Genomic DNA, 20,746 nt, shown 5'->3' with positions numbered 1-20,746 from the left:
TCAGGTCGCGCCGGCCCGTCCAGCCGTGCCGGCCATCTGGGCGACGTCCTTCGCGCCATCCTCGATCAGCTTCGAGGCGAGCTCCGACAGTGCTCGCCCAGCGGCCAGCTCGTCCCCGATCCCGGGCACTGGCCGGTCGACCGGGTTGCGGCGGGCGTGCGCCACGCTCTCGTGCCGCTTGCCGTCCGGCGTGAACAACACCGCCGTGGCCGTGGTCAGAGCGTCGGCGTCATCCTCGCTGATCCAGATCTGTACGTTCCACTGTTTGTAATCCACGACGACCACCTCCTAATTCGACCCTACCCAGAGGCGCCGCATTGACCTGCACCTAGCCGTGGACGACGAGGACTCCCATCCCGCCTTCGGCAGGAACCCGCGGCGAAGACGCCGCAGATCGTGGAATGGGGTGCTTGGCGTTTCACAGACCCGACTACCGTCTGGAGGTCTCCGCGCCCTGAGACGACCGGCCCGGGCCGCCTTGCGACTTCATTGTGTACAGGATTGATTATCGTGCGTGTTCAAGATAGCAAAGGCTCCGGCTCCGCGCTAGCCGCTCCGGTCTATCCCACCTCGCGCGACCTTCGCCAGCCATGCCGCCGCCTCCTCCTGCGGCAGGATGCGACGCAGGCGCACGTCCCCGCGCATCATCGGGTACATCCGGCCCGGGCTCCACGTCCGCGCGTACGGCGGCGGGTCGAGGACCACGACGCGTACGCCGTCCAGGCGGGGGATGTCAGCCGGGCGGCCCTCGTTCCAGATCCACTTGCCGTTCGCGTCCACCAGATTGAACTGGCCGCGTACCGGCTCGGCGCCCGGCTCCACGGGCCCGTCCGCGGCGGCCCGCACCCACGCCGGGTCCGGCCGTACCCCTTCGAGGAGCCCGTCGGCGGCCGGGCCGCTCAGCGCGCCGGCCAGCAGCGTGTGCAGCTGGAAGTTGTCGCCGATCCCGCTGATCAGCACCTCGTAGCCGCGCCCGCTCTCCCGGTGCAGCACGATCAGCCGCTCGCCGTCGAGCACCCGCAGCAGCCCGGCGAGGAACTCCAGGTCGGCGCGCTCGTCGAGCACCGACCCCAGAGCCGCGATCAGCCGCTCACGGCCCGGTAGTGCGGCCCTGACCTGCGGCGACAGCTGCAGGATCGACATGACGGGCATGGCCCACAGGTGCGCGAGCGTCCACGCGTCGGTCAGCACGATCGCCTGCTCGCGGGTGAGCGCCGCCCCCGTCAGCCGTTCCGCCGTCGCCGGGATCCAGCCGTAGTCGTCGTCGACGGGCTTCGGCGGCTCCTCGCCCGTTGCCGTACGCCACGCCGCGGCGAACGTACCGGCCAGCTCCAGGCAGTCGCTCAGCCCGTTGACCAGCGGCTCGGCCACCGGCGCCGGGTCGGCGCCGCGCTCGGCCAGGGCGCCGCACAACACGCCCAGGCGGGCGCCGATCCCGGACGGGACCCGCTCGAAGAGTCCGCTGAGCCGCGCCAGCACGGCGGACAGCGTCTGCCGGTCGGCGCCTTCGGCCGCGGCGAAGAGCCGCGGCAGGACGTCGAAGAAGCGTGCGGAGTCCCGGTCCTCCGCGGCCTGGGCCAGGTCGTCGAGAAGTTGATCGAGCATTTCGGCAGGTTATGACATTCCGGGTTACGCGCGGCGCTCTTTGGGCGTAAAGGCGGTTACGGGCAGTGGTCGTTCCGGTTGCAGTTCAGTCGATCGTTTTGAACGCCACCCGTGGGGTGTCAACGCCTCCTGCCAATTGGATCAGGCACACTCGAGCTATGGCTGGTACGCGGAGCACACCCTTCAGTTACGGAGACACCAAACCGTATGCGGTGCCAGACGCGCTGAGCGGACTGCGCGGGCCCGAGCACGGCGTTGTCGTGCTGGACCACCACCTGGCCTGGAGCGGCCGCCGCGAGTTCGACCTCGACGACGAATACGACTGCGCCGCCCTCTACAAGATCGTGCTTGAAGAAGGCGTCGAGGACGACATCTGCCGCTTGCTCAACCGCAACCTGCTCCTGCGCCGATGGGCCGACCTGATCCCGGCCCGGCAGGTCCGCGCTCTCTGGGAGAACCGGTTCCCGGAATTGAGGAATCTCCGGCCCAGCCCGCGCGTGGCCTGATGGACGAGCTACAGGAACGGCTCATCCGGATCGCGCTCGGCACTGTGGCGGACCGGGAATTCGTGCTCGGAGGCGGGTTCGCAGTGCAGCTTCACGGCATGGGCGACCGACCTTCCGAAGACATCGAACTGTTCACCACCCGAAGTGGGACCCCGGCCAGATCAGCGCGGATCTCGTGGCCACGTTCAAAGCGCATCAACTGACCGTCGAGGTCATCCGCGACACTCCGGATCTGGTTCAGCTGGAAATCACCGACGACGACGGCCACGCCTGCAAAGTGGATCTCGGTGTCTTCTGGCAGGCCAGGACTCCGATACTGCTGGAGATCGGCCCGGTCCTGCATCCCGACGACGCCGTGGCCGGGAAGATGGACGCGCTGTTCAACCGGTGGGCACCGCGCGACTTCCTCGACATCGACACGATCATCACCAGCGGCCGATACGGCCGAGATCAACTCCTCTCCATCGCGGCCGAGCACAACCCCGGCTTCAGCGTCGAGATGTTCGTCGAGTCCTTGTCCTTCCTCTCACGGATCCCCGACCGCGAGTTCATCCCCTACGGAGTAGATGCAGACCGGATCACCGCGATGCGTGCCCGATTCGCCGACTGGCAGCAAGGCCTGCAGACGTAGCCCACGATCTCAGCCGATCGCCTCCCGCCAGCGGCCCAGATCTCCGACGGGATCCGGCCCCTGTCCGCCAGTCCGCCGAAGACGCTGCCGCCCTGGTTCGCAGCCCGGCACGGCACCCATAGGAAGGTCTCGGTAGGGGCGGCCGCGCATGGTGGCCGCCCTTACTTGTGTCTTTCACCACTCCGGCACGCTGCCCCTTCCGCGAGCTTTGTGACGGCCCGAAATCACCTGAACACGTGATCGAGTGCGTGCCGAGCCGGGCGTGGGTAAGGTCCTGATCCGCATTGCCAGGTTGATCTCCTCATCCCCAGGGAGCGCGATGACAGGTCCGCAGCGCAAGCCGTTCCCCGTAGATGAGCTCTTGAGAGCCGTACGCCTGGAGGTCGCCGCGGAACTACGGAGCGACGGTGACGGGGACAAGCTCTCGTTGTCGGCGGGACGCCGAGTCGGGAAGCACGGAGAGCGGCACGAGTACCTGTTTGCCTGTAAGGCATGGAAGGACTGGTTCGCCGGAGAGCGGCAACTGATCCGTCTGTCCAGCTCTCGCGACGCCTGGACACCCGCCGAGGTCCACCGCATGCCCGACGGGAAGGTCAGGGTCCGTACCGTGGCCGACCTCGGTAGCCAACCGGGCAACGCGCAGGTGCGTGAGGACGAGACAACTGGATGGGAAACCGTCATCGAGAGGCTGGAATCGACCGCCGGGAGTAACAGCCCCGTCAACCTGACCGCCACAGGCTGGCTGACCGGCCAGGCGCCACCACGCATCGACCACTGCGCCACCCCCGAGCGCTTCATCCGGGGCTACCGGGAGCGCACGCTCAACGACCAGCAGCGACGAGCGATCGAGCAGGCACTCGGCAGCGAACTGACCTTCATCTGGGGGCCACCGGGCACCGGAAAGACCGACGTGGTCGGGTGCATCGTCGAGGGCTGCTACCGGCAAGGACTCCAGGTGCTGTTCGTGGCCCCGACCAAGGTAGCCGTCGATCAGGCCCTGGAACGGATCTGCATGCTGCTGTCAGACGAGCAAGGCTTCGACACAGGACTCGTGCAACGCGCCGGAGAGATCGAACTGGCCTCACTGGCAGCCGCTTTCGGCGACAAGATCGACCCGACCCAGATCACGCAGCGACTGTCGACCTCCATCACCGTGCAGATCACCGATATCCGTGAGCGGCTGGAGGCGGCACGCCGAGATCTCGCCGTCCATGCCGATGCGGCGGAGGCGGAGACCCGGCTGGTGAATCTCCGCACCCAGTGCGGGGACGCCAATCGCCACCTCGGCTCCCTCCAGCAGCAGATCCAGCTACAGCATGCCGCGATCGGCGAGATAGACCGAGAGATCCACAGCCTCGGCGCACCCTCCGGGCTTTTCGCCAAGAGGAAGCAGGACAAGCTAGACCACCTGGGCCTGATGCGGTGGGAACGCCAGCACGAGCTGACCACCCTCAATCAGCAACTGCCCGCCGCTCATGCCGCCCAGCAACGCTACGCAGCCGAGGCAGCCAGGACCGAAACCGAGGTGCTCGCCCTGCGAGCGCGCCTCCGCACGATCCCGCCCCGCGGCCCGCTCCAAGATGCCGTTGACCAGTTGCAGCAGCACCTCTCGCGGCTCCAGAAGGACCTCCAGAAGATCACCGACGTGGTCCGCGCGAACTGCCGGGTCATGGGCACCACCGTGGCCAAGGCGGTGCAGTCACGCAAGCTCATGGACTCGATCGACGTCGTCATCATCGACGAGGCCGGGATGGTCAACACACCCTCAGCCTGGTGCGCGGCCGGGCTCGCCATCCGCCGGCTCATCCTCGCCGGAGACTTCCGGCAACTGCCCGCAGTGACCAAGGCCTCCGGCGACCGCAAGGCCTCGCCCAGCGACCAGGAGCATGCTCGGCTGTGGATGGACCGCGATCCGTTCAGCTTGGCAGGACTCGTCGACGTCTCCGGTATGGCCCAGCGCGCCGATCCCCGCATGGTGTGCCTGGATACCCAATACCGGATGCGCCCTGCGATCTGCGAGATCGTGAATGCCGTGGCCTACCCGGACTCGCCGCTCCGCACCGGACGAGGAGACCGTGGCAGCCTTCCCCACTCGCCCCTACTGGACGGGCCGCTGATCCTCATCGATACCGCCGCACGCCGTCTGCCCAACCCCAGGTCCCGCGCCGACGCCCACACCACCAACACCGTACACGAGGCCGTCATCCACGAACTGATCCGCGGTCTGCAGTACGACGAGATCCTCCCCGCCCGTAAATGGACAGATCTGTCGGCCGACGAGCAGCCGACCAGCCGCATGGCGGTGATCGCCCCGTACAAAGCTCAGGTGAAGGCGCTCCGCGACAGCCTGACCTACCGCTTCGGCCAGACCTACCACGGACTCGTCGACACCGTCCACCGCTTCCAAGGCAGCCAGCGCCCACTCGTGATCATCGACACGGTGGCCGGAGCCGGAAACAAGGTCGGCTACTTCTACGAGGGCCTCGGCCTGTCCTCTTCTACCTGCCGCCTGCTCAACGTCGCCCTCAGCCGCGCCCAGGACCACCTCATCCTGGTAGCCGACACCGAGTTCCTGCATGCCGAGCTCAACCCGTCCAGCGAAGCCGCCCGCATGCTCGACCACCTGGAACGACGCGCTCATCGGCTGCCTGTGGACGATCTCGTGCCCTTCCGCAGCGCGGCCGATCTGGCCGGACTACCCGAAGAAGAGCTCGCCCGACCCGCGTTCTTCCCCGCCGACGAAGTCGCACGCGCCGTCGCCTGGGACATCGCCCGCGCCGAGCGCACCATCGAAATCTACTGCGCCTTCCTCGACCCGGCTCCCGTCCGCACCTGGCTGCGCCACCTCGGCCCCCGCGTGCAAGCCGGTGTCCAGGTCACCATCCACACCCGCGACCAGACGCAGGATCAGCGCAGAGACGACCTCGTCAACGAGCTCCGCACCGCCGGATGCCAGGTGAACCTGCGTGAACGCATGCACGAGAAGGTCCTCATCCTCGATGAAACCGTGCTGTGGCACGGCTCCCTCAACCTCCTGGCCAACATCGGCCCCACCGACCTGATGATGCGGATCACCGACCCGACCTCCTGCCAGCGAGTCCAACACATCGTCGAACGCGCCCGCATGGAACGCCCCGCCCGCCCCTGGCCGCCCCGAACCCCCACCCCACAGACATCCGGTGACGGCCACATCGCACCAGGCGTCGTCGCCGACGGCCGCCTCTACCTCGATACGCCCCGTCACGAGAAGGACGACCTCAAGCAAGTGGCCCGAGCGGCCGGGACGGTGGGATCCGGCCCGCCAGTTGTGGCACGTCGACGCCGCCATCCCCCGCCATCTGGTGGAACGTTGGCTCCCACCAGCCTAAACGGAGTGTCCAGGGCCTAACGGGGCGTCCCGATCATGGAATTACCAAGATCTCCGCGTTCGAGCCCGTTTCGAGTCCGCAATCGCGATCTTGGCCCGATTGGCATGGTCGCCAAACAAAAAAATCCCAGGTCGGAACAGATCCAACCTGGGATTCTCGCTGTGCGCCGCCAGGGACTCGAACCCCGGACCCGCTGATTAAGAGTCAGCTGCTCTGACCAACTGAGCTAGCGGCGCAACAGGTGTAACTGTATCAGCCGCCGTTCAGTGCCCAGTACGTCAGCCGAGCCGGGCGGCCAGCCGCTCGTACGCCCCCAACACCAGGTCCCAGAACCTCTTCACGTCCAGCGACGTCGCCACCAGCGCGTTCGCCCGCCGGTCCCCGATCTCGAAGTCCGTCACCGTCATCCCGCGCGTGTAGGACCCGTTCGTCTCCACGTTCACCACGGCCGGGACGCAGGTGAAGAGGGAAGGATCGAGCACGTACGCCACCGCGCACGCGTCATGGATGGCCGGCCCGCTCTCGGCCGTCACGGGCATGTACGACTGCGCGGCCGGCACCAGCAGCTCGGCCAGCCGCCCGAGCGACCGCATGCGGTCCAGCACGTCCGAGGTCACCACGGCGGACAGCGTCACGTCGAGGCCCAGCTGCTTGACCGTCCACCCGGCCTCGAAGACGATCGCGGCCGCCTCCGGGTCGGCCAGGATGTTGAACTCGGCGGCGGGGTTGTGATTGCCGCGCGTGTAGGAGCCGCCCATGATGACCAGGTCGCGGGCCCACTCGACGACGCGCGGCTCACGCCGCACGGCGAGGGCGACGTTCGACAGGGGGCCTACCGCCACCAGCGTGATCTCGCCGGGCGCGGCCCGCAGCGTGTCCACGATGAAGTCGACCGCGTGTCCCTCGGACGGGCCGCGCAGCGCCGCGGGCAACACCGCGTCGCCGAGTCCGGTGACGCCGTGGACGGCGGTGGCGCGCACCGTGTGCCGCAGCAGCGCGCCCGCGCTGCCCGGCGTGACCGGCACGTCGCCGAGGTCGAGGAACTCCCTGAGCGCCAGCGCGTTCGCCGTGGTCAGTGGGAGGTCGACGTTGCCGCCCACCGTGGTGACGCCCACCACGTCCAAGTCGTCACGGGATCCGGCGGCCAGGGCCAGGGCGAGGGCGTCGTCGATGCCGGGGTCGCAGTCAATGAGAACTTTCTTCACGGAACCGGAGGATACGCATAGATCGGGCCGGGCAGTTCCCCCAAAGCTGCCCGGCCCGATCGGCGGCGGTCCAGGCCGACGCTTTCCCCCAAAAACGTCGGCGGTCCCGCACTAGCGGCCCGCGGTCCCCCTCCGCGTCCGCTTCGGTGAAAGTCCTCAGTCAGTCGCAGAGCTCCTGACCTGCTACAACGCTACCGAGACGAATGCAACGGTCGCGTCATAACGGGGTCGAATATCTGTTTAATCCGACTCTGTTTCGTCTGGTGGGGACAGCTCCAGCTGAACTTCCGTGCCCTCCCCCAGGGACCTACTCACCGTGCAGTACTTGTCGTGCACCCGCCCCGCCACGGCCCGGAACACCTCATCGGCCTTCTCCGACGGCACCTCCACGTCGTACGTGACCGTCACCGGGCCCAGCTTGTTCGATTCCACCTTTTCTGCCTCGACGGTCATGGCCAGCCGCAGCAGCCGGTGCCCCCGCTGGGCGGTGAGCGGCTCGACGGTCACGATGTTGCAGCCCCCCACCGCCGCCAGCAACAGCTCCACCGGCGAGAACACCCCGTCGTCCTTCCCACCGCCGATCCGCACCTCGGCGCCGCGGCCGTTCACTGCCCGGAACCCGCCATCTTCGGTCCGCTCAACACGCACATTAGCCATGTTTCAGACCTTACTCAGCAACCTTTCATGTTCCTTCAGCATGGTGGTCACCATGGCAAGCCAGGCGAATGCGCAACACGGCCCGGTCCTGTTCTGGAGCGGGGTCGCCGTAGCCGAGTTCGGTGCGATCCAGCCGGGTTTCGGATACCCGTGGACTCCCACCGCCTACGCCGCCGCGGGGTTGCTCGTGGCGCTCGGCTTCCTCAGCGTCAAGGCCGCCGACTACCTGCGTACCGAGGAAGCCAAGCAGCGTCTGCGACTCGGCGGCTATCTGGCGGGCGCGCTGCTGGTGGCACACCAGTTCAGCTCGACCGCGTACGTGACCAGCCTCAGCCGCGCGGGCTCCCTCATCCTGTACACGGCGGCGGCCGTAATGGCGGTCTGGAGCCACCAGGTCCCCCACACGACCAGGGGCTCCCTGCTGATCGCCACCGACCTGGACCCGGCCGCGCTGCGGGCGCGCCTGGCCGGCGCCACGGACACGGTCGCGATCTACCGCACCGAGCACCCCACCGATGAGCTCCGGGACCTGGAGGCCAGGTACGGGCTCATCCTCGTCGTCGGCAAGGAGCACGATCCGCGGGCCAAGGAGCGACTGAGCGCTTCCGGACTGAGTCGTGAGATTCCCGACATCGCCGAGCGGGACGTGGTGGTGGCCGGTCCGCAGCAGTTCAAGCGGTACGTCGGCGGCGCGCTGTCACGCCTTGCAGTCCCGAAGTCACAAATTCATCTCAAATCCCGGCAAAGGGTTTAGCCCCACATTACGCGTCGTCTGCAACGGTGGTCTGCGGACAAGGAGGCAAGGTGACGACTTTCCCAGGAAGCGCACGTGTCGAAATGGTCATGGGCATGCCCGTCAGCGTGGACATCCGCACCGCCCTCCCGGCACGCGAGCTGACGCCCCTGCTGGATGACGCCTTCGCCTGGTTGAGGTGGGTGGACGACACCTTCAGCCCGGTCAGGGAGGACAGCCAGATCGGCCGGCTCAACAGAGGCCAGACGATCAAGCAGATCCCGGAGTTCATCGAGGTCCTGCACCGATGCGACGAGCTCAGCGAGGCCACCGACGGCTGGTTCGAGCCCCGCATCAACGGCGTGACCGACCCATCGGGCTACATCAAGGGATGGGCGCTGGAGCGCCTTTCCCGCGCCCTCTGCAACGCGGGCGCGGGCGACCACCGCCTCACGGCGGGCAACGACATCCGGGTGCGCGGCTCGGCCGCCCCCGGCAAGCGCTGGCGCATCGGCGTCCGGGATCCGCGCAAGGACATGGTGCGCAAGGTCGTCTTCGCTCACGACCTGGGCATCGCCACCTCGGGCGGCGCTCCCATCGTCAACCCGCGCACCGGCGAGGTCCAGGAGGGGTTCGGCTTCGTCACCGTGATCGGCCCCGACCTGGGTGTGGCCGACGCGTACGCCACCGCGATCTACGCCATGGGCCCCCTCCTGGCCCGCCGCTACGCGGCCCGCCTCGCCGAGTCCGGCCCGTACCAGACCCTGATCGCAGGCCGCGACGGACAGGAGTTCAGCACGCCGGGCTTCGCGGCGTACAGCGGCGCGGAGGCCCGCATGGCGGGCTAGGCGTCGGGATGTTTACGCAGGTATTCGATATAAACCGGGCGCAGTGCCTCCCCCAGCTCGCCCTCCCCCGCCGCGATGGCGTCGCTGAGCAACGCGGACACCTTGGTGAGGTCGGCGTCGGTCTCGTGACCGGTGGCGGCCTCAGCGGCGGGGATCACCTTCAGCAGGTCCCACAGGAACCCCAGGTCACCGTGGCGTACGGCATACCGCACCGCACGATCGTGCAATTCGTTCGCCGGCAACGACTCGAGCCCGTTCGCGTCCATCTCGCTCCCTCCCCTGCACGCCTCTTCCCCGAGTTCGGGCAGCGATAACCGGTGACTACCAACAGTGACGACCGGGCATCGTTCTGACTGCGCCTCTACCGCGGCGCCGATCGCAAGTGGGAGGATCAACCAGCGTGAGATTCATCATCAGAACGCTCGCGGCGGCAGTGGCGCTGTGGGTGGCCGTGCAGTTCATCGACGGCATCGACGTCAACGCTCCCACCAACTCCCCCACATACTGGGGCGTCCTGCTCCTCGTGGCACTGATCTTCGGCATCGTGAATGCGATCGTCAAACCCATCGTCAAGGCGCTGGGCTGCGCGATCATCGTCTTGACGCTGGGCCTGTTCCTGCTTGTGATCAACGCGGCCATGCTGCTGCTGACCAGTTGGATCGCGGGCCAGTTCGACATCCCCTTCCAAGTCGACAACTTCTACCCGGCCGCGTTCTGGGGCGCGATCATCGTTAGCGTGGTGAGCTGGCTGCTGGGGCTGTTCATCCCCGACAACGACTGACCTTCCGATGGTGCTGCTCGACGGCGCCGGACTGACCTGCGCGCAGGTCCACGAGGCCGCGTACGGCCGGGCCCGGGTCGCGATCGCCTCCCTCGATCGGGCCCGCGCCGCGTGGGTCACCGCTCAGGAGCTGACCGGCCCGGTCTACGGCCGCAGCACCGGCGTCGGCGCCGGCAAGGACGTTCGCATCGAGGCCCCCGGCCTGCACGTGCTGCGCAGCCATGCGTGCGGCGCCGGGGCGCCGGTCGAGCCCGCCCGCGCCCGGGCGATGCTCGTCGTCCGGCTCAACCAGTTGCTCGCCGGCGGCTCCGGCATCGACCCGGCGGTGCTCCCGGTGCTGGCCGACGCGGTCAACCACGGATTCACGCCGCCGATCCGCACGTACGGCGCCATCGGCACCGGCGACCTCACGGCCCTGGCCACCACGGCGTTGTGCCTGCTCGGCGAACTCCCCTGGCACCACGAGCCCGCGCAGGAACGCCGCGAAGGGACACCACCACCTCCCCGCTATCCCCTCACCTCGGGCGACGCCCTGCCGTTCATCAGCTCAGGGGCCGCCACCCTGGCCGACGCCGCCATCGCCTGCCACCGCCTGCGTCTCCTGCTCGGGGCCACCGTAGACGTCGCCGCCCTGTCGTTCACCGCGGTCGGGGCCTCGGCCGAGCCGCTGGCCGCCGCCGTACAGGAGGCCCGACCACATCGCGGCCAGGCCGCCGTCGCCGCGCGCCTGCGCGGACTGCTCGCCAGGGAGCAGGCCGCCCGCATCCAGGACCCGTACGGCTTCCGCGCTTTCGCCCAGGTGCACGGCGCCGCCGTGGACGCCCTCGACCGGGCCGCCGCCACCGTCGAGATCGACCTCAACGCCGCGGCCGAGAACCCACTCATGGCCGGCTCTCTGGCCTGGCACAACGGCAACTTCCACTCCTCTCCCGTCGCCCTGGCGCTGGACGCGCTGCGCGCCGCGCTGGTGCAGACGGCCCAGCTCAGCACGGCCCGCCTGGCCGCCCTCATGGACCCGGTCTACACCGGCCGCCACCCCTTCCTCGCCGACCGTCCCGGTGCCTCGGGCGTCCTGATCCTCGAGTACGTGGCCCAGGACGCCCTGACCGAGCTACGCCACCTCGCGAACCCGGTGACGACCGGCACCGCGGTGATCTCCCTGGGGGTCGAGGACCATGCCGGCTTCGCCACCCAGGCCGCACGGCACGCCCTGCGCTGCCTGGAGCCGTTGGAGCTCGTGCTGGCCTGTGAGCGCGCCGCCGCCACCCGGGCGCTCAACACCCCTCCACCGGACCGGCCGCTCACCGATGACCTGGAGGAGGCACGCCGCGCCCTGACCACCTCCACCGCCCACCACACGCGTTGACCGCCGCGAGCGCCACACGCCCGGCGTCATCCACGCCCATGGACTCACGCTCCACCCGGCGAACGCCACCGCCCACCGTCAGACCGTGCCGGCCATACATGCGGCAGCGTGGAGGGCTGGCGGGGGTCAGGAGAGCTGGGCGACCGAGCCGCGTTCCCTCAGTGTGGGGGCCTGGACGATGCGGCGCCGGCGGGTGGCGCCGTCGGCTGCCGCCGAGATGAGCCGCACGGCCGCCCGCACGATCCCGTCGATGTCCCAGTCCACCGTCGTCAGGCCCGGCGTGAGCAGCCCCGACATCGGGTGGGCGTCGTAGCCCATGACCGACACGTCGCCGGGAACCGACAGCCCCAGCTCCTGCGCCGCCGCGTAGACCCCGTACGCGATGGAGTCGGCGAAGCAGAACACCGCGCTCGGCTTGTCGTCGGCGAGGATGTCGCGGGCCACCGCGGTGGCCCCGGCCAGGCCGTGCGGGGCGGTGGTGAGCTCGATGTCCAGCCCCAGGCGCTCGGCCTCGGCCGTGACGTGCACGTCGGCGGGACGGTCGGGCGTGCTGGCCCTGGTCGGGGTGAGCACGGCGATGTTGCGGTGCCCCAGGGCGCGCAGGTGCTCCAGCGCCAGCGTCACCCCCCTCCGGTTATCGAAGATCACCTCTCCGGCCGTGCCGGCGAGCGAGTCGCCGATCGCCACGACCGGCAGCGACTCGCACAACTCCTTCCAGAACGCGGCGGAAGGATCGAGCGGCTGGACGATCATGCCGTCCACCCGCTGGTCGCGGAGCTGCTGGGCCAGGGCCCGCTCTCTGGCGGGGTCGCCGACCGCGTCGAGGATCAGGGCGTAGCGGTCTTTCTCCCGCAGACCCCTGCTGATGCCGACCGCCAGCGACTGCTGCCACAGGTCCTCGAGCGAGCCGCAGAGCAGCCCGATCATGCCCGTGCGCCCGCTGGCCAGGGCCCTGGCGATGGGGTCGGCCTCGTAGCCGAGCTCGGCGGCCGCGGCGCGCACCCGCTCCATCGTCTCCTCGGACACTTGCAGGCCGCGTAGCGCGTAGGAGACAGCCGCCGGTGACAGGCCAGTGGCCTGAGCCACCTCACGGATCGTGGCTCTCTTGCGAGACATTCAGCCAGCCTATTGTGTGGCACCGACAGATTCGGGTTCCCGCCGTAGGCATACCCGGCCAGGGTCGTGAATTCTCCGTAGCTTCCCGAGGAAATCGGGCAGCTCGGACGGGCCGCGTACACCGGGCGAGCCATTGACAGATCCTACGTGAAGCGGTTCACTGAAACGAATCACTGAAGCGGTTCACAAGCCTCGATTCGCAGGTGACCAGGTTTACCTGCAATACTTGTAGGAAATACAGGGAGGTGTGGGCGTGAGCATCGATGTGCATCAGCATCTGTGGACAGGGTCGTTCGTCGACGCGCTGCGCGCCCGCACCTCCCCGCCCTACCTCGACGAGTGGACGTTGATCCTCGACGGCGAGCCTCCGTACGAGGTGGATCCGGCCGACCATGAGCACCGCGACACCACCGGCCTGGAGCTGGCGTTGGTGTCGCTGTCGAGCCCGCTGGGCATCGAGTTCCTGCCACCGGAGGAGTGCTGGCCGGTGCTCGACGCCTATCACGAGGGCGCGCTGGCACTGGGCGAGCCGTTCGGCGCCTGGGCGGCCACCTGCCACAGCGAGCCCGACCCCGACCGGCTGGCCAAAGACCTCGACCGGGGCTGCGCGGGGTTGCAGATCCCCGCGACCGCCGCGCCCGACGACCGGCTGCTGGAGGTGCTCACCGACCGGGACCTGCCGTTGTTCGTGCACCCAGGTCCGGCGAAGGCCGCCGAGGGCCTGCCACCGTGGTGGCCGGCGCTCGTGCCGTACGTCCAGCAGATGCACCAGGCGTGGCACTACTTCCACGCCGTCGTCAGGCCCAGGCACCCGCGGCTGCGGGTGTGCTTCGCGCTGCTGGCCGGCCTGGCGCCGCTGCACGCCGAACGCCTGATCACCAGGGGCGGGACCGTCCGCGGCCTGGTCGACAGGAACGCCTTCGTGGAGACCTCCTCCTACGGCCCGCGCGCGATCGACGCGATCGTCCGCGAGCTGGGCATCGATGTCGTGGTCAACGGCTCGGACGCCCCTTACGCCACCGCACCCGACCCCGGACTGGGCGCCGCGGCCGCCCACGCCATCCGCGTGACCAACCCCCGTCGCCTTCTTAACGGAAAGGAGCCTCGCAAGTGAGCACCAAACAGATCCAGGACGGGGGCACCTGTGCCACGCTCCCGGAGCGCACGCTCGACCGGCGCGAGCTGCGCGACCTGGTGGACCAGTTGGCCGCCCGCCCGGAGGAGTGGCGCGACCTGGTGGCGTTCCCCGAGGACGGCGGCCGGCACTTCGCCTCGCTGCACCGCGACGCGTACGTGGACGTCTGGGTGCTGTGCTGGCGCCCCGAGGACGACACAGGCTGGCACGACCACGACATCTCCTCCGGGGCCGTGCACGTGGTCAAGGGCGCGCTCCTGGAGTGCAACCCGCGGATCGGCGGCGAGCATCTGGAGACGGTGATGCCGGAGGGACAGTCGTTCTCGTTCGGGCCCGACCACATTCACCGGCTGACCGGCGCGGTGGACCAGAGCGTGTCCATCCACGCCTACTCGCCACCGCTGTGGCGGCTCGGGCAATACTCGATCGACGGCACCGGTGTCATGCGCCGCGTTTCCGTCAGCTACGCCGACGAGCTCAGGCCGCTGGACGATGCCGTGGCCTGAGGACGCAGCAGCTTCCGCAGGGCTCGACGTCGGGAAGCGTGATCCACAGACAGCAGGTCCTGCGGAAGTATCCGTCGTCCGTGGGCTCCACCAGCCCGTCGACCGGCCGGCCGATCTCCCTGAGCAACGTCATGTAGTCGCCGGGCACGACGGCCGTCAGCGGGTGGGCCAATGCCTCCGCCGTGGAGCCCCACAACGTGCGCTCCCCGACCTTGGCCCGCGCGCTGATGGCCTGGACCAGGGGTTCTTGCGACTCCGCCAGCGCCTCACGGATGGCTCCCGCGCCCGAGTCCCACGTCACGCGGGTGGCGGCGATCGTCACCCCGGCGCCGGACGGCTTGAAATAGGTCTCCGGCAACCGCATGATCGGCACCCGCCGGTCCAGCGCCCAGCCGAGCGCCATCGGCAACGTGTGCCAGTAGGCGAAGGTCTTCCAGAACAACGCCGCGCCGACGTGGCGTGGCGCGTTCCAGCGCCCGGCCGTCTCGTCGATCAGCCCGTCCAGCAGCGGGTACGGCTCCCGCAGCAACTCCGCGACCGGCGTCCAGCTCGGGTCCGGCTCGACGACGAGGCCGGGCTCGACCCCGATCACCCCGCCGCGCCCGTCGGCCAAACGCTGGAGCGCCTCGGTCAGCACGCTGGAACACCCTCCCCTAAAGGTTAGCCTTACCTAAAGTAGCAGGGCGGCCGGCGAACCAGCCAGCCAAGATCTGCACCGCCAGCACCCCCAGCACCGCGATCAAGGGCACCGACCAGCCGCCGGAGACCTCCCGCAGGAGCCCGAACATCATCGGCCCCAGTGCCGCGATCACATACCCGACGGACTGGGCCACGGCCGACAACGCGGTCACCGTGGCGGGGTCGGCCGGTCGCAGGGCGATGATGAGCAGCGCGAGCGCGAAGGACGCGCCCTGGCCGACGCCGAGCACGATCATCCACAACCACGGCGCGGCCAACGGGGCCAGCAGCACGCCGAGGTAACCGGCCACGGTCAGCAGGCCCGCCCCGACCACGTACGGCACCTGCGAGGCCCGCCGCCCGGCCAGCACCGGGACCGCGAGCGCGGTGGCGACCTGGACCAGGTTCGTGAGGCTGAGCAGGTAGCCCGCCTGGTCGGCGGGGAGGCCGTGGTCCAGGAAGATCGTCGGTAGCCAGGCCAGGACGACGTAGAAGGTGAGCGACTGCAGACCCATGAGGGCGGTGACGTACCAGGTCACGCGGCTGCGCAGGACCATGCCGATCGGCCTGGGCCCGTTCTGCGCTCCGGCCTGCTTGGCGAGGGCCTGGGGCAGCCAGAGCAGCGCCGCGAGCAGGGCGGGCACGGCCAGGAGCGCCGAGACGCCGCGCCAGCCGTACCCGGTGGCGTGCTCGAGGGGGATCATCACGGCGGAGGCGGTGGCGGCGCCGGCCACCACTGCGGACACGTAGACGCCGGTCATCAGGTTGATCCGGAGCGGGAAGTGCTGCTTGACCACGGCGGGCATGGCCACGTTCATGGCGGCGATCGCGGTGGCGGCCAGGGCGGAGCCGAGGTAGAGCACCGGCGCGCCGCCGAGAGCGCGCAGCGCGACGCCTGAGGCGATGACGAGCAGCCCGGCCAGCAGCATGCGGTCGAGCCCGATGCGCCGCGCGAGCAGCGGCGCGACCGGGCCGAACACGCCCAGACAGATCACCATGACCGTGGTGATCGCGCCACCGCCCGCGGGCGAGAGGCCGACATCGTTCATGATCTCGTCGAGAAGCGGGGAGACGCCCGCGATGGCGGGCCGCAGGTTGAGCGCGGCCAGGATGAATCCGGCCACGAGCACAGCGGATCTCAACGACATAGGGGACCACTCTGGCACAGCCGCCCTGACAACGTTGTCTGTCCCCTACCTGGTGAGACATGATCCTGGCGTGAGACCGACGATGAAGGACGTCGCCACGGCGGCGGGCGTGGCGCTCAAGACCGTCTCGCGCGTCGTGAACGGCGAGCCGGGCGTGCACCCGGCCACCGCCGAGCGGGTGCGCGCGGCCATCGACCGGCTGGGCTACAGCCGCAACGAGAGCGCGCGGGTGCTGCGCCGGGGCAGGACGGCCACGGTCGGGCTGGTCATCGAGGACGTCGCCGACCCGTTCTACTCAGGGTTGAGCAGGGCCGTGGAGGACGTGGTGATCGGTCACGACTGCCTGCTGCTGACCGGCTCGTCCGGAGAGGAGCCGGTCAGGGAGCGGGAGCTGGTCGAGACCTTCTTCACCCGCCGGGTGGACGGGCTCATCGTGGTGCCGGCCGGGAACGACCACACATACCTGCGACCGGAGCTGGAGGCGGGGACGAAGGTGGTGTTCGCGGACCGGCCGCCGGGGGCGGGACTCGACGTGGACACCGTGCTCGCCGACAACGCGGGAGGGGCCGAGCAGGCGATCCGCCACCTGCTCGGGCACGGGCATCATCGCATCGCCTTCCTCGGCGACGACCTGGCGATCTACACCGCCGCCGAGCGGCACCGCGGCTACCGGGAGGCTCTCGGCGGCCTGTACGACCCGCGGCTGGTCTCCATGCGCCCGCCCACGTTGGAGGGGGTGCGGGCGGACCTGGACAGGATGTTCGCCCTGGACAGGCCTCCGACGGCGCTGTTCACCGGCAACAGCCGCTACACCGTGACCACGCTGCGGGCGCTGGCCGGCCGGCCGATCGCGGTGGTGGGCTTCGACGACTTCGAGCTGTCCGACCTGCTCCAACCTGGGGTGACGGTCGTGGCGCAGGATCCGTCCTGGATGGGAAGGGTGGCGGCCGAGCTGCTGTTCCGCCGCTTGCGCGGCGACGTGGGGCCGCCCGAGCACATCCAGCTCCCCGTGCGCCTCATTCCACGCGGCTCGGGCGAGCTCCCTTGATCAAGGCGTCGCCGAGCGGCGTGCGTGCGTAGAGGACGCTGCGGCCCGTACGGGTGCCGGTGATCAGCCCCGTCCTGCGCAACGCCGCGACGTGCTCGCCCGTGGTGCCCACGCTCTGCCGGAGCAGGGCCGCGAGCTGCGTGGTCGTGGCCGGCTCGGCGAGCTCGGCCAGGATGAGCGCGCGGCTGCGGCCGATCAGCGACGACAGGTCCGCGTCAGGCGCCTCGGGAGCGGCCGCGATTCCTCTGGCGGGGTAGATCATCGCGTATGGCCAGGCGTCCTCCAGGTAGACGGCGATGGTGCGCATGAAGGCCGACGGCAGGAAGAGCAGCCCTTTGCCGCCCAGCCTGCGGGGCCCGCTGATCGACCTCATTTCGAGCTCGATGCGCCCGCTGCGCTGCCAGTGAACGCGGGGGCTGAGATCCTCCAGGGCCGCCTCCCAGCCATAGGCGGCCAGCCGTCCCGCCCGCTGGGCCACGTCGCGCTGCAGGATCGCCCGGAATCGCGGCCACTCGTGGGAGATGATCTTCGTCCACAGCGCCTCGTACGCGTCCGCGAGCAGCTCGACCACGTCCGGACCCAGCAGCAGATCCCTGACCCCGTCAGGAACCCGCCGCTCGGCCAGTACCCTGGCGATCTCCTCGTGCGCCTGCTCCAGCGGCGTGGCGCGCATGGACGACAGCTCTCCCTCGAACGGCACGTCCACGGTCGTGGGCGGAGGGGCGATGAAGTCGACGTTCGCGTCGCCCATGTTGCCGCTGATCGCCCCGGCCGCCCGGAGTGCCGGATGATCGCGCACGACCTCGCGGTAGGTCTCCCGCCACCGCCGGACCCACTGGCCGTGTACGCCTGCCTCGGCCCGGCCGGCAAGCACCCATTGGGCGTGCATGGTCTCGATCAGCGGCGAGATGGCGAACCTGCTGGCCACCAGGTCCTGCGGAGTGACCTCGATGCTCACGACCACCTTTCGGTTATATCCGAAAAAGTCGCCCGATGGCTGTGGCGCTCGCAGCATCGGTCCCATGAAGGGTGCGACGTTCGGCGAGGTATTCGCCGTCAGGGAGTTCCGGGTGCTGTTCGGCAGCTTCGTGCTGCTCATCGCCGGCGACATGATCAAGATGCTGGCCCTGGCCGTGCTGGTCTACGAGAGGACCGGCTCGCCCGGGCTGTCGGCCGCGGCGTACATGGCCGGGTGGTTGCCGTTCATCCTGGGCGGGCTGTTCCTGTTGTCGCTGGCCGACCGGATGCCGCCACGGGCGCTGATGATCGCCGGCGAGCTGGTCAGGGCGGTCACGTGCCTGCTGCTGGCGTACGCGGGGCTGCCGGTGTGGGGGCTGCTGGCGCTCGTGCTGGTCACCGGGCTGTTCTCGCCGGTGTTCTTCGCGGCACGGGCGGCGATGCTGCCCGAGGTGCTGCCGGGTGACGCGTTCGTGCTCGGGCGTTCGGTGCTCAACGTCGCCTCGGCGAGCGCGCAGATCGCCGGGCTGGCCGTCGGGGGCGCGTTCCTGGGGTTCACCGGGCCTTCCGGGGCGCTGGCGGTCACCGCGGGCCTGTCGGTCGTGGCCGCCGTGGTGCTGCGGGTGGGACTGCCGTACGGGCCGGCGCGGGGTGCGGCCAACGGCGGTGCGGTACGGGAGACGCTGCGGGTCAACCGGCGGCTGCTGGCCGACGGGCGGGTTCGCGGGCTGTTGCTGGCCGGCTGGGTGCCGTGTGTGTGCCTGGCCGGGGCCGAGGCCATGGTGGTGCCGTACATGGGCGGGGAGGGACAGGCCGGGGTGGTGCTGGCGGCCGCCGCGGCCGGTATGGCGGTCGGCGAGTTCGCGGTCGGCCGCTTCGCGGCGCCGACATTGCGCGAGCGGTTGTCGTTGCCCCTGGCACTGCTCCTGGGGATCCCCTGGATCGGCTACGCGTTCGGGCCGGAGGTCGTGTGGGCCTCCGTGCTGGCGGGGGTGGCGACGGCCGGGCTGGCGTACCAGCTGGGGTTGCAGCGGCGGTTCGTGGACGCGGTGCCCGAGGAGGTGCGCGGGCAGGCGTTCGGGCTGCAGTCCGCCGGGCTGATGACCGGCCAGGCGGTCGGCGCGGCCCTGGTCGGGGTGCTGGGCGAGGCGATCGGGCCTGGCCCGGCGATCGCGGTCGCGGGCGGCGGGGGCATCCTGGTGGCGCTGGCGCTGGCCGGCGTGCTGCGCCCGTCTCCCGCACCGCAGCCGGCCCGCTGATCATGATCAACGACTAGCCTTCTCTCCGGAGAGCACACGGGTATAGTCGTTGCACATCAGTTCAGCAAGCTTGTTCACGAGGAGCGCGTGCATGAATGCCGCCGACGTCGCCCCGGACGCGCAGCAGGCCAGGTTCCCGCATGAGCTGATGTACGCGGCGGCGCAGCAGTATTACATGGAGGACGCCACGCAGGGCGACATCGCCCAGCGGCTCGGCGTCTCCAGGGCGACGGTGAGCAGGCTGCTCACCGAGGCGCGCAAGCAGGGCATCGTCGAGATCAAGGTGCACCGTCCCGCCGCGCTGGCGGAGGGCCCGCTGGCCGACGAGGTCGCGCAGGCGCTCGGCCTGGAGCGCGTCTTCCTGGTGCCCAAGGTCAGCGGCCCGGCGCTGGGCCCCTGGCTGGCGCCCGGCATGGCCCGCGCGCTGGCCGCCGTGGGCCTGGCATCCGGCGACGTCGTGCTCGTCTCCTCTGGCAGCACCGTTTACGAGTGCGCCCGCGAGGGGCTCGGCCGCTTCCCCGGCGTCACGATCGCGCCCGCGGTCGGGGGGCAGGAGGAACCGCAGCCCTGGTTCCAGACCAACGAGACCACCCGCATCCTGGCCGAGCGCGTCGGCGGCGTGCCCGCCTACCTCTACGCCCCCGCCCTGCCCGGCCCCGAACTCTTCTACTCCCTGCAGCACGAGCCGTCCGTACGCCGCGTCATGGACCTGTGGGCGCACGCCAAGTGCGCGATCGTCGGCGTCGGCTCGCCGCCGCTGATGCGCCAGATGGTGCCCTCGCTCATGCCGCGCGACGCCGACAGCCTGCGCGAGGCCGTGGGCGACGTGTGCATGCGGGTCTACGACCGCAACGGCGCCCCGATCACCTATCCGGGCGGCGAGCGGCTGGTGGCCACGAAGCTGGAGGAGTTGCGCCGCATCCCCGCCGTGATCGCGGTGGCCGTGGGCGCGGAGAAGGTCCTGTCGATCGTCGCCGGCGCCAGGGGCGGCTACTTCAAGCAGCTCGTCACGGATACGCCCACCGCGGAAGGCCTGGTGGCAGCCGCTCGCCAGCTCTGAACATCTGTGCTGGACAAAGTTTCTGAACGCGCGCTAACGTGTGCCGCACCACGGGATTTCCCCTCACGTGAGGGCATCCCCGTGTCTCGGGGGCAGCGAGCGTTTGGATCCGTCCGCGAGGACATAGCGAGTGAGGAAC

21 protein-coding genes and 1 tRNA gene are annotated in these 20,746 nt (G+C 69.8%); 12 read left to right on the top strand and 10 right to left on the bottom strand.

Annotated features, from left to right (window positions below; genetic code table 11):
- Together OHA25_RS21625 and OHA25_RS21620 are read right to left on the bottom strand one after the other, a co-directional pair.
- A complete protein-coding gene (locus tag OHA25_RS21625) occupies positions 1 to 276 on the bottom strand; it encodes a DUF1876 domain-containing protein (RefSeq protein WP_305916555.1) in 276 nt (91 codons plus the stop codon).
- Positions 277 to 546: 270 nt separating this feature from the next.
- Complete coding sequence (locus OHA25_RS21620; protein ID WP_327589308.1) at positions 547 to 1,605, bottom strand: hypothetical protein; 1,059 nt, start codon at positions 1,603 to 1,605, stop codon at positions 547 to 549.
- Positions 1,606 to 1,817: 212 nt separating this feature from the next.
- Here OHA25_RS21620 and OHA25_RS21615 point away from each other — a divergent pair, with 212 nt between their 5' ends.
- From OHA25_RS21615 to OHA25_RS21605, 3 genes are all read left to right on the top strand, one after another.
- Positions 1,818 to 2,111 carry a hypothetical protein gene (locus OHA25_RS21615; protein WP_327589307.1) on the top strand — a complete coding sequence of 98 codons (294 nt, stop codon included), beginning with the start codon at positions 1,818 to 1,820 and terminating at the stop codon, positions 2,109 to 2,111.
- A gap of 175 nt (positions 2,112 to 2,286) precedes the next feature.
- Positions 2,287 to 2,742: a hypothetical protein gene (locus OHA25_RS21610; protein WP_327589306.1), complete on the top strand. Its 456-nt coding sequence runs from the start codon at positions 2,287 to 2,289 to the stop codon at positions 2,740 to 2,742.
- 319 nt (positions 2,743 to 3,061) lie between these two features.
- A complete protein-coding gene (locus tag OHA25_RS21605) occupies positions 3,062 to 6,130 on the top strand; it encodes an AAA domain-containing protein (protein ID WP_327589305.1) in 3,069 nt (1,022 codons plus the stop codon).
- 142 nt (positions 6,131 to 6,272) lie between these two features.
- On the opposite strand, the gene OHA25_RS21600 is transcribed toward OHA25_RS21605, so the two are convergent.
- The 3 genes from OHA25_RS21600 to OHA25_RS21590 form a co-directional block, all read right to left on the bottom strand.
- A tRNA-Lys gene (locus OHA25_RS21600) sits at positions 6,273 to 6,346 on the bottom strand.
- A gap of 42 nt (positions 6,347 to 6,388) precedes the next feature.
- Positions 6,389 to 7,315 (bottom strand): nucleoside hydrolase, encoded by a 927-nt coding sequence (locus OHA25_RS21595; protein WP_327589304.1) that lies wholly within the window; start codon positions 7,313 to 7,315, stop codon positions 6,389 to 6,391.
- A gap of 240 nt (positions 7,316 to 7,555) precedes the next feature.
- Complete coding sequence (locus tag OHA25_RS21590) at positions 7,556 to 7,972, bottom strand: OsmC family protein (protein WP_327589303.1); 417 nt, start codon at positions 7,970 to 7,972, stop codon at positions 7,556 to 7,558.
- Positions 7,973 to 8,024: 52 nt separating this feature from the next.
- Between OHA25_RS21590 and OHA25_RS21585 the strand changes: the two genes are divergently transcribed.
- Together OHA25_RS21585 and OHA25_RS21580 are read left to right on the top strand one after the other, a co-directional pair.
- A complete protein-coding gene (locus OHA25_RS21585) occupies positions 8,025 to 8,726 on the top strand; it encodes a hypothetical protein (RefSeq protein WP_327589302.1) in 702 nt (233 codons plus the stop codon).
- Positions 8,727 to 8,776: 50 nt separating this feature from the next.
- A complete protein-coding gene (locus OHA25_RS21580) occupies positions 8,777 to 9,553 on the top strand; it encodes an FAD:protein FMN transferase (protein ID WP_327589301.1) in 777 nt (258 codons plus the stop codon).
- Here OHA25_RS21580 and OHA25_RS21575 read toward each other — a convergent pair.
- Complete coding sequence (locus tag OHA25_RS21575) at positions 9,550 to 9,819, bottom strand: hypothetical protein (protein ID WP_138664138.1); 270 nt, start codon at positions 9,817 to 9,819, stop codon at positions 9,550 to 9,552. The two genes, OHA25_RS21580 and OHA25_RS21575, sit on opposite strands and share 4 nt — an antisense overlap.
- 134 nt (positions 9,820 to 9,953) lie before the next feature.
- Here OHA25_RS21575 and OHA25_RS21570 point away from each other — a divergent pair, with 134 nt between their 5' ends.
- Together OHA25_RS21570 and OHA25_RS21565 are read left to right on the top strand one after the other, a co-directional pair.
- Positions 9,954 to 10,334, top strand: coding sequence for a phage holin family protein (locus OHA25_RS21570; protein WP_327589300.1), 381 nt, complete (start codon positions 9,954 to 9,956; stop codon positions 10,332 to 10,334).
- A gap of 7 nt (positions 10,335 to 10,341) precedes the next feature.
- Positions 10,342 to 11,700: an aromatic amino acid ammonia-lyase gene (locus tag OHA25_RS21565; protein ID WP_327589299.1), complete on the top strand. Its 1,359-nt coding sequence runs from the start codon at positions 10,342 to 10,344 to the stop codon at positions 11,698 to 11,700.
- Between the two features lie 126 nt (positions 11,701 to 11,826).
- Here OHA25_RS21565 and OHA25_RS21560 read toward each other — a convergent pair whose 3' ends face one another.
- On the bottom strand, positions 11,827 to 12,816 hold the full coding sequence (locus OHA25_RS21560; protein ID WP_327589298.1) for a LacI family DNA-binding transcriptional regulator: 990 nt from the start codon (positions 12,814 to 12,816) through the stop codon (positions 11,827 to 11,829).
- A gap of 253 nt (positions 12,817 to 13,069) precedes the next feature.
- Between OHA25_RS21560 and OHA25_RS21555 the strand changes: the two genes are divergently transcribed.
- The gene (locus OHA25_RS21555; RefSeq protein WP_327589297.1) at positions 13,070 to 13,930 is read left to right on the top strand and encodes an amidohydrolase family protein; all 861 of its coding nucleotides are present in this window, start codon (positions 13,070 to 13,072) and stop codon (positions 13,928 to 13,930) included.
- Entirely contained in the window at positions 13,927 to 14,457 is a 531-nt protein-coding gene (locus OHA25_RS21550; RefSeq protein ID WP_327589296.1) for a cysteine dioxygenase, read from the top strand. Before OHA25_RS21555 ends, OHA25_RS21550 begins: the two co-directional genes overlap by 4 nt.
- Here OHA25_RS21550 and OHA25_RS21545 read toward each other — a convergent pair.
- Both OHA25_RS21545 and OHA25_RS21540 read right to left on the bottom strand, forming a co-directional pair.
- Positions 14,429 to 15,094 carry a hypothetical protein gene (locus OHA25_RS21545; protein WP_327589295.1) on the bottom strand — a complete coding sequence of 222 codons (666 nt, stop codon included), beginning with the start codon at positions 15,092 to 15,094 and terminating at the stop codon, positions 14,429 to 14,431. The two genes, OHA25_RS21550 and OHA25_RS21545, sit on opposite strands and share 29 nt — an antisense overlap.
- Before the next feature lie 16 nt (positions 15,095 to 15,110).
- Positions 15,111 to 16,283, bottom strand: a complete 1,173-nt coding sequence (locus OHA25_RS21540; protein ID WP_327589294.1) for a CynX/NimT family MFS transporter — start codon at positions 16,281 to 16,283, stop codon at positions 15,111 to 15,113.
- A 70-nt stretch (positions 16,284 to 16,353) separates the two neighbouring features.
- Here OHA25_RS21540 and OHA25_RS21535 point away from each other — a divergent pair, with 70 nt between their 5' ends.
- Complete coding sequence (locus tag OHA25_RS21535) at positions 16,354 to 17,331, top strand: LacI family DNA-binding transcriptional regulator (protein ID WP_442942129.1); 978 nt, start codon at positions 16,354 to 16,356, stop codon at positions 17,329 to 17,331.
- Here OHA25_RS21535 and OHA25_RS21530 read toward each other — a convergent pair.
- Entirely contained in the window at positions 17,300 to 18,289 is a 990-nt protein-coding gene (locus OHA25_RS21530; RefSeq protein ID WP_327589293.1) for a winged helix-turn-helix domain-containing protein, read from the bottom strand. The genes OHA25_RS21535 and OHA25_RS21530 overlap by 32 nt on opposite strands.
- Positions 18,290 to 18,353: 64 nt before the next feature.
- On the opposite strand from OHA25_RS21530, the gene OHA25_RS21525 reads away from it, so the two are divergent.
- Together OHA25_RS21525 and OHA25_RS21520 are read left to right on the top strand one after the other, a co-directional pair.
- Complete coding sequence (locus OHA25_RS21525; RefSeq protein WP_327589292.1) at positions 18,354 to 19,547, top strand: MFS transporter; 1,194 nt, start codon at positions 18,354 to 18,356, stop codon at positions 19,545 to 19,547.
- A gap of 91 nt (positions 19,548 to 19,638) precedes the next feature.
- Entirely contained in the window at positions 19,639 to 20,607 is a 969-nt protein-coding gene (locus OHA25_RS21520) for a sugar-binding transcriptional regulator (protein ID WP_327589291.1), read from the top strand.
- The last annotated feature ends 139 nt before the right edge of the window (positions 20,608 to 20,746 follow it).

This window comes from Nonomuraea sp. NBC_00507 (assembly GCF_036013525.1).
GTDB lineage: Bacteria > Actinomycetota > Actinomycetes > Streptosporangiales > Streptosporangiaceae > Nonomuraea.
This window is presented reverse-complemented; position numbering and strand designations above follow the sequence as displayed.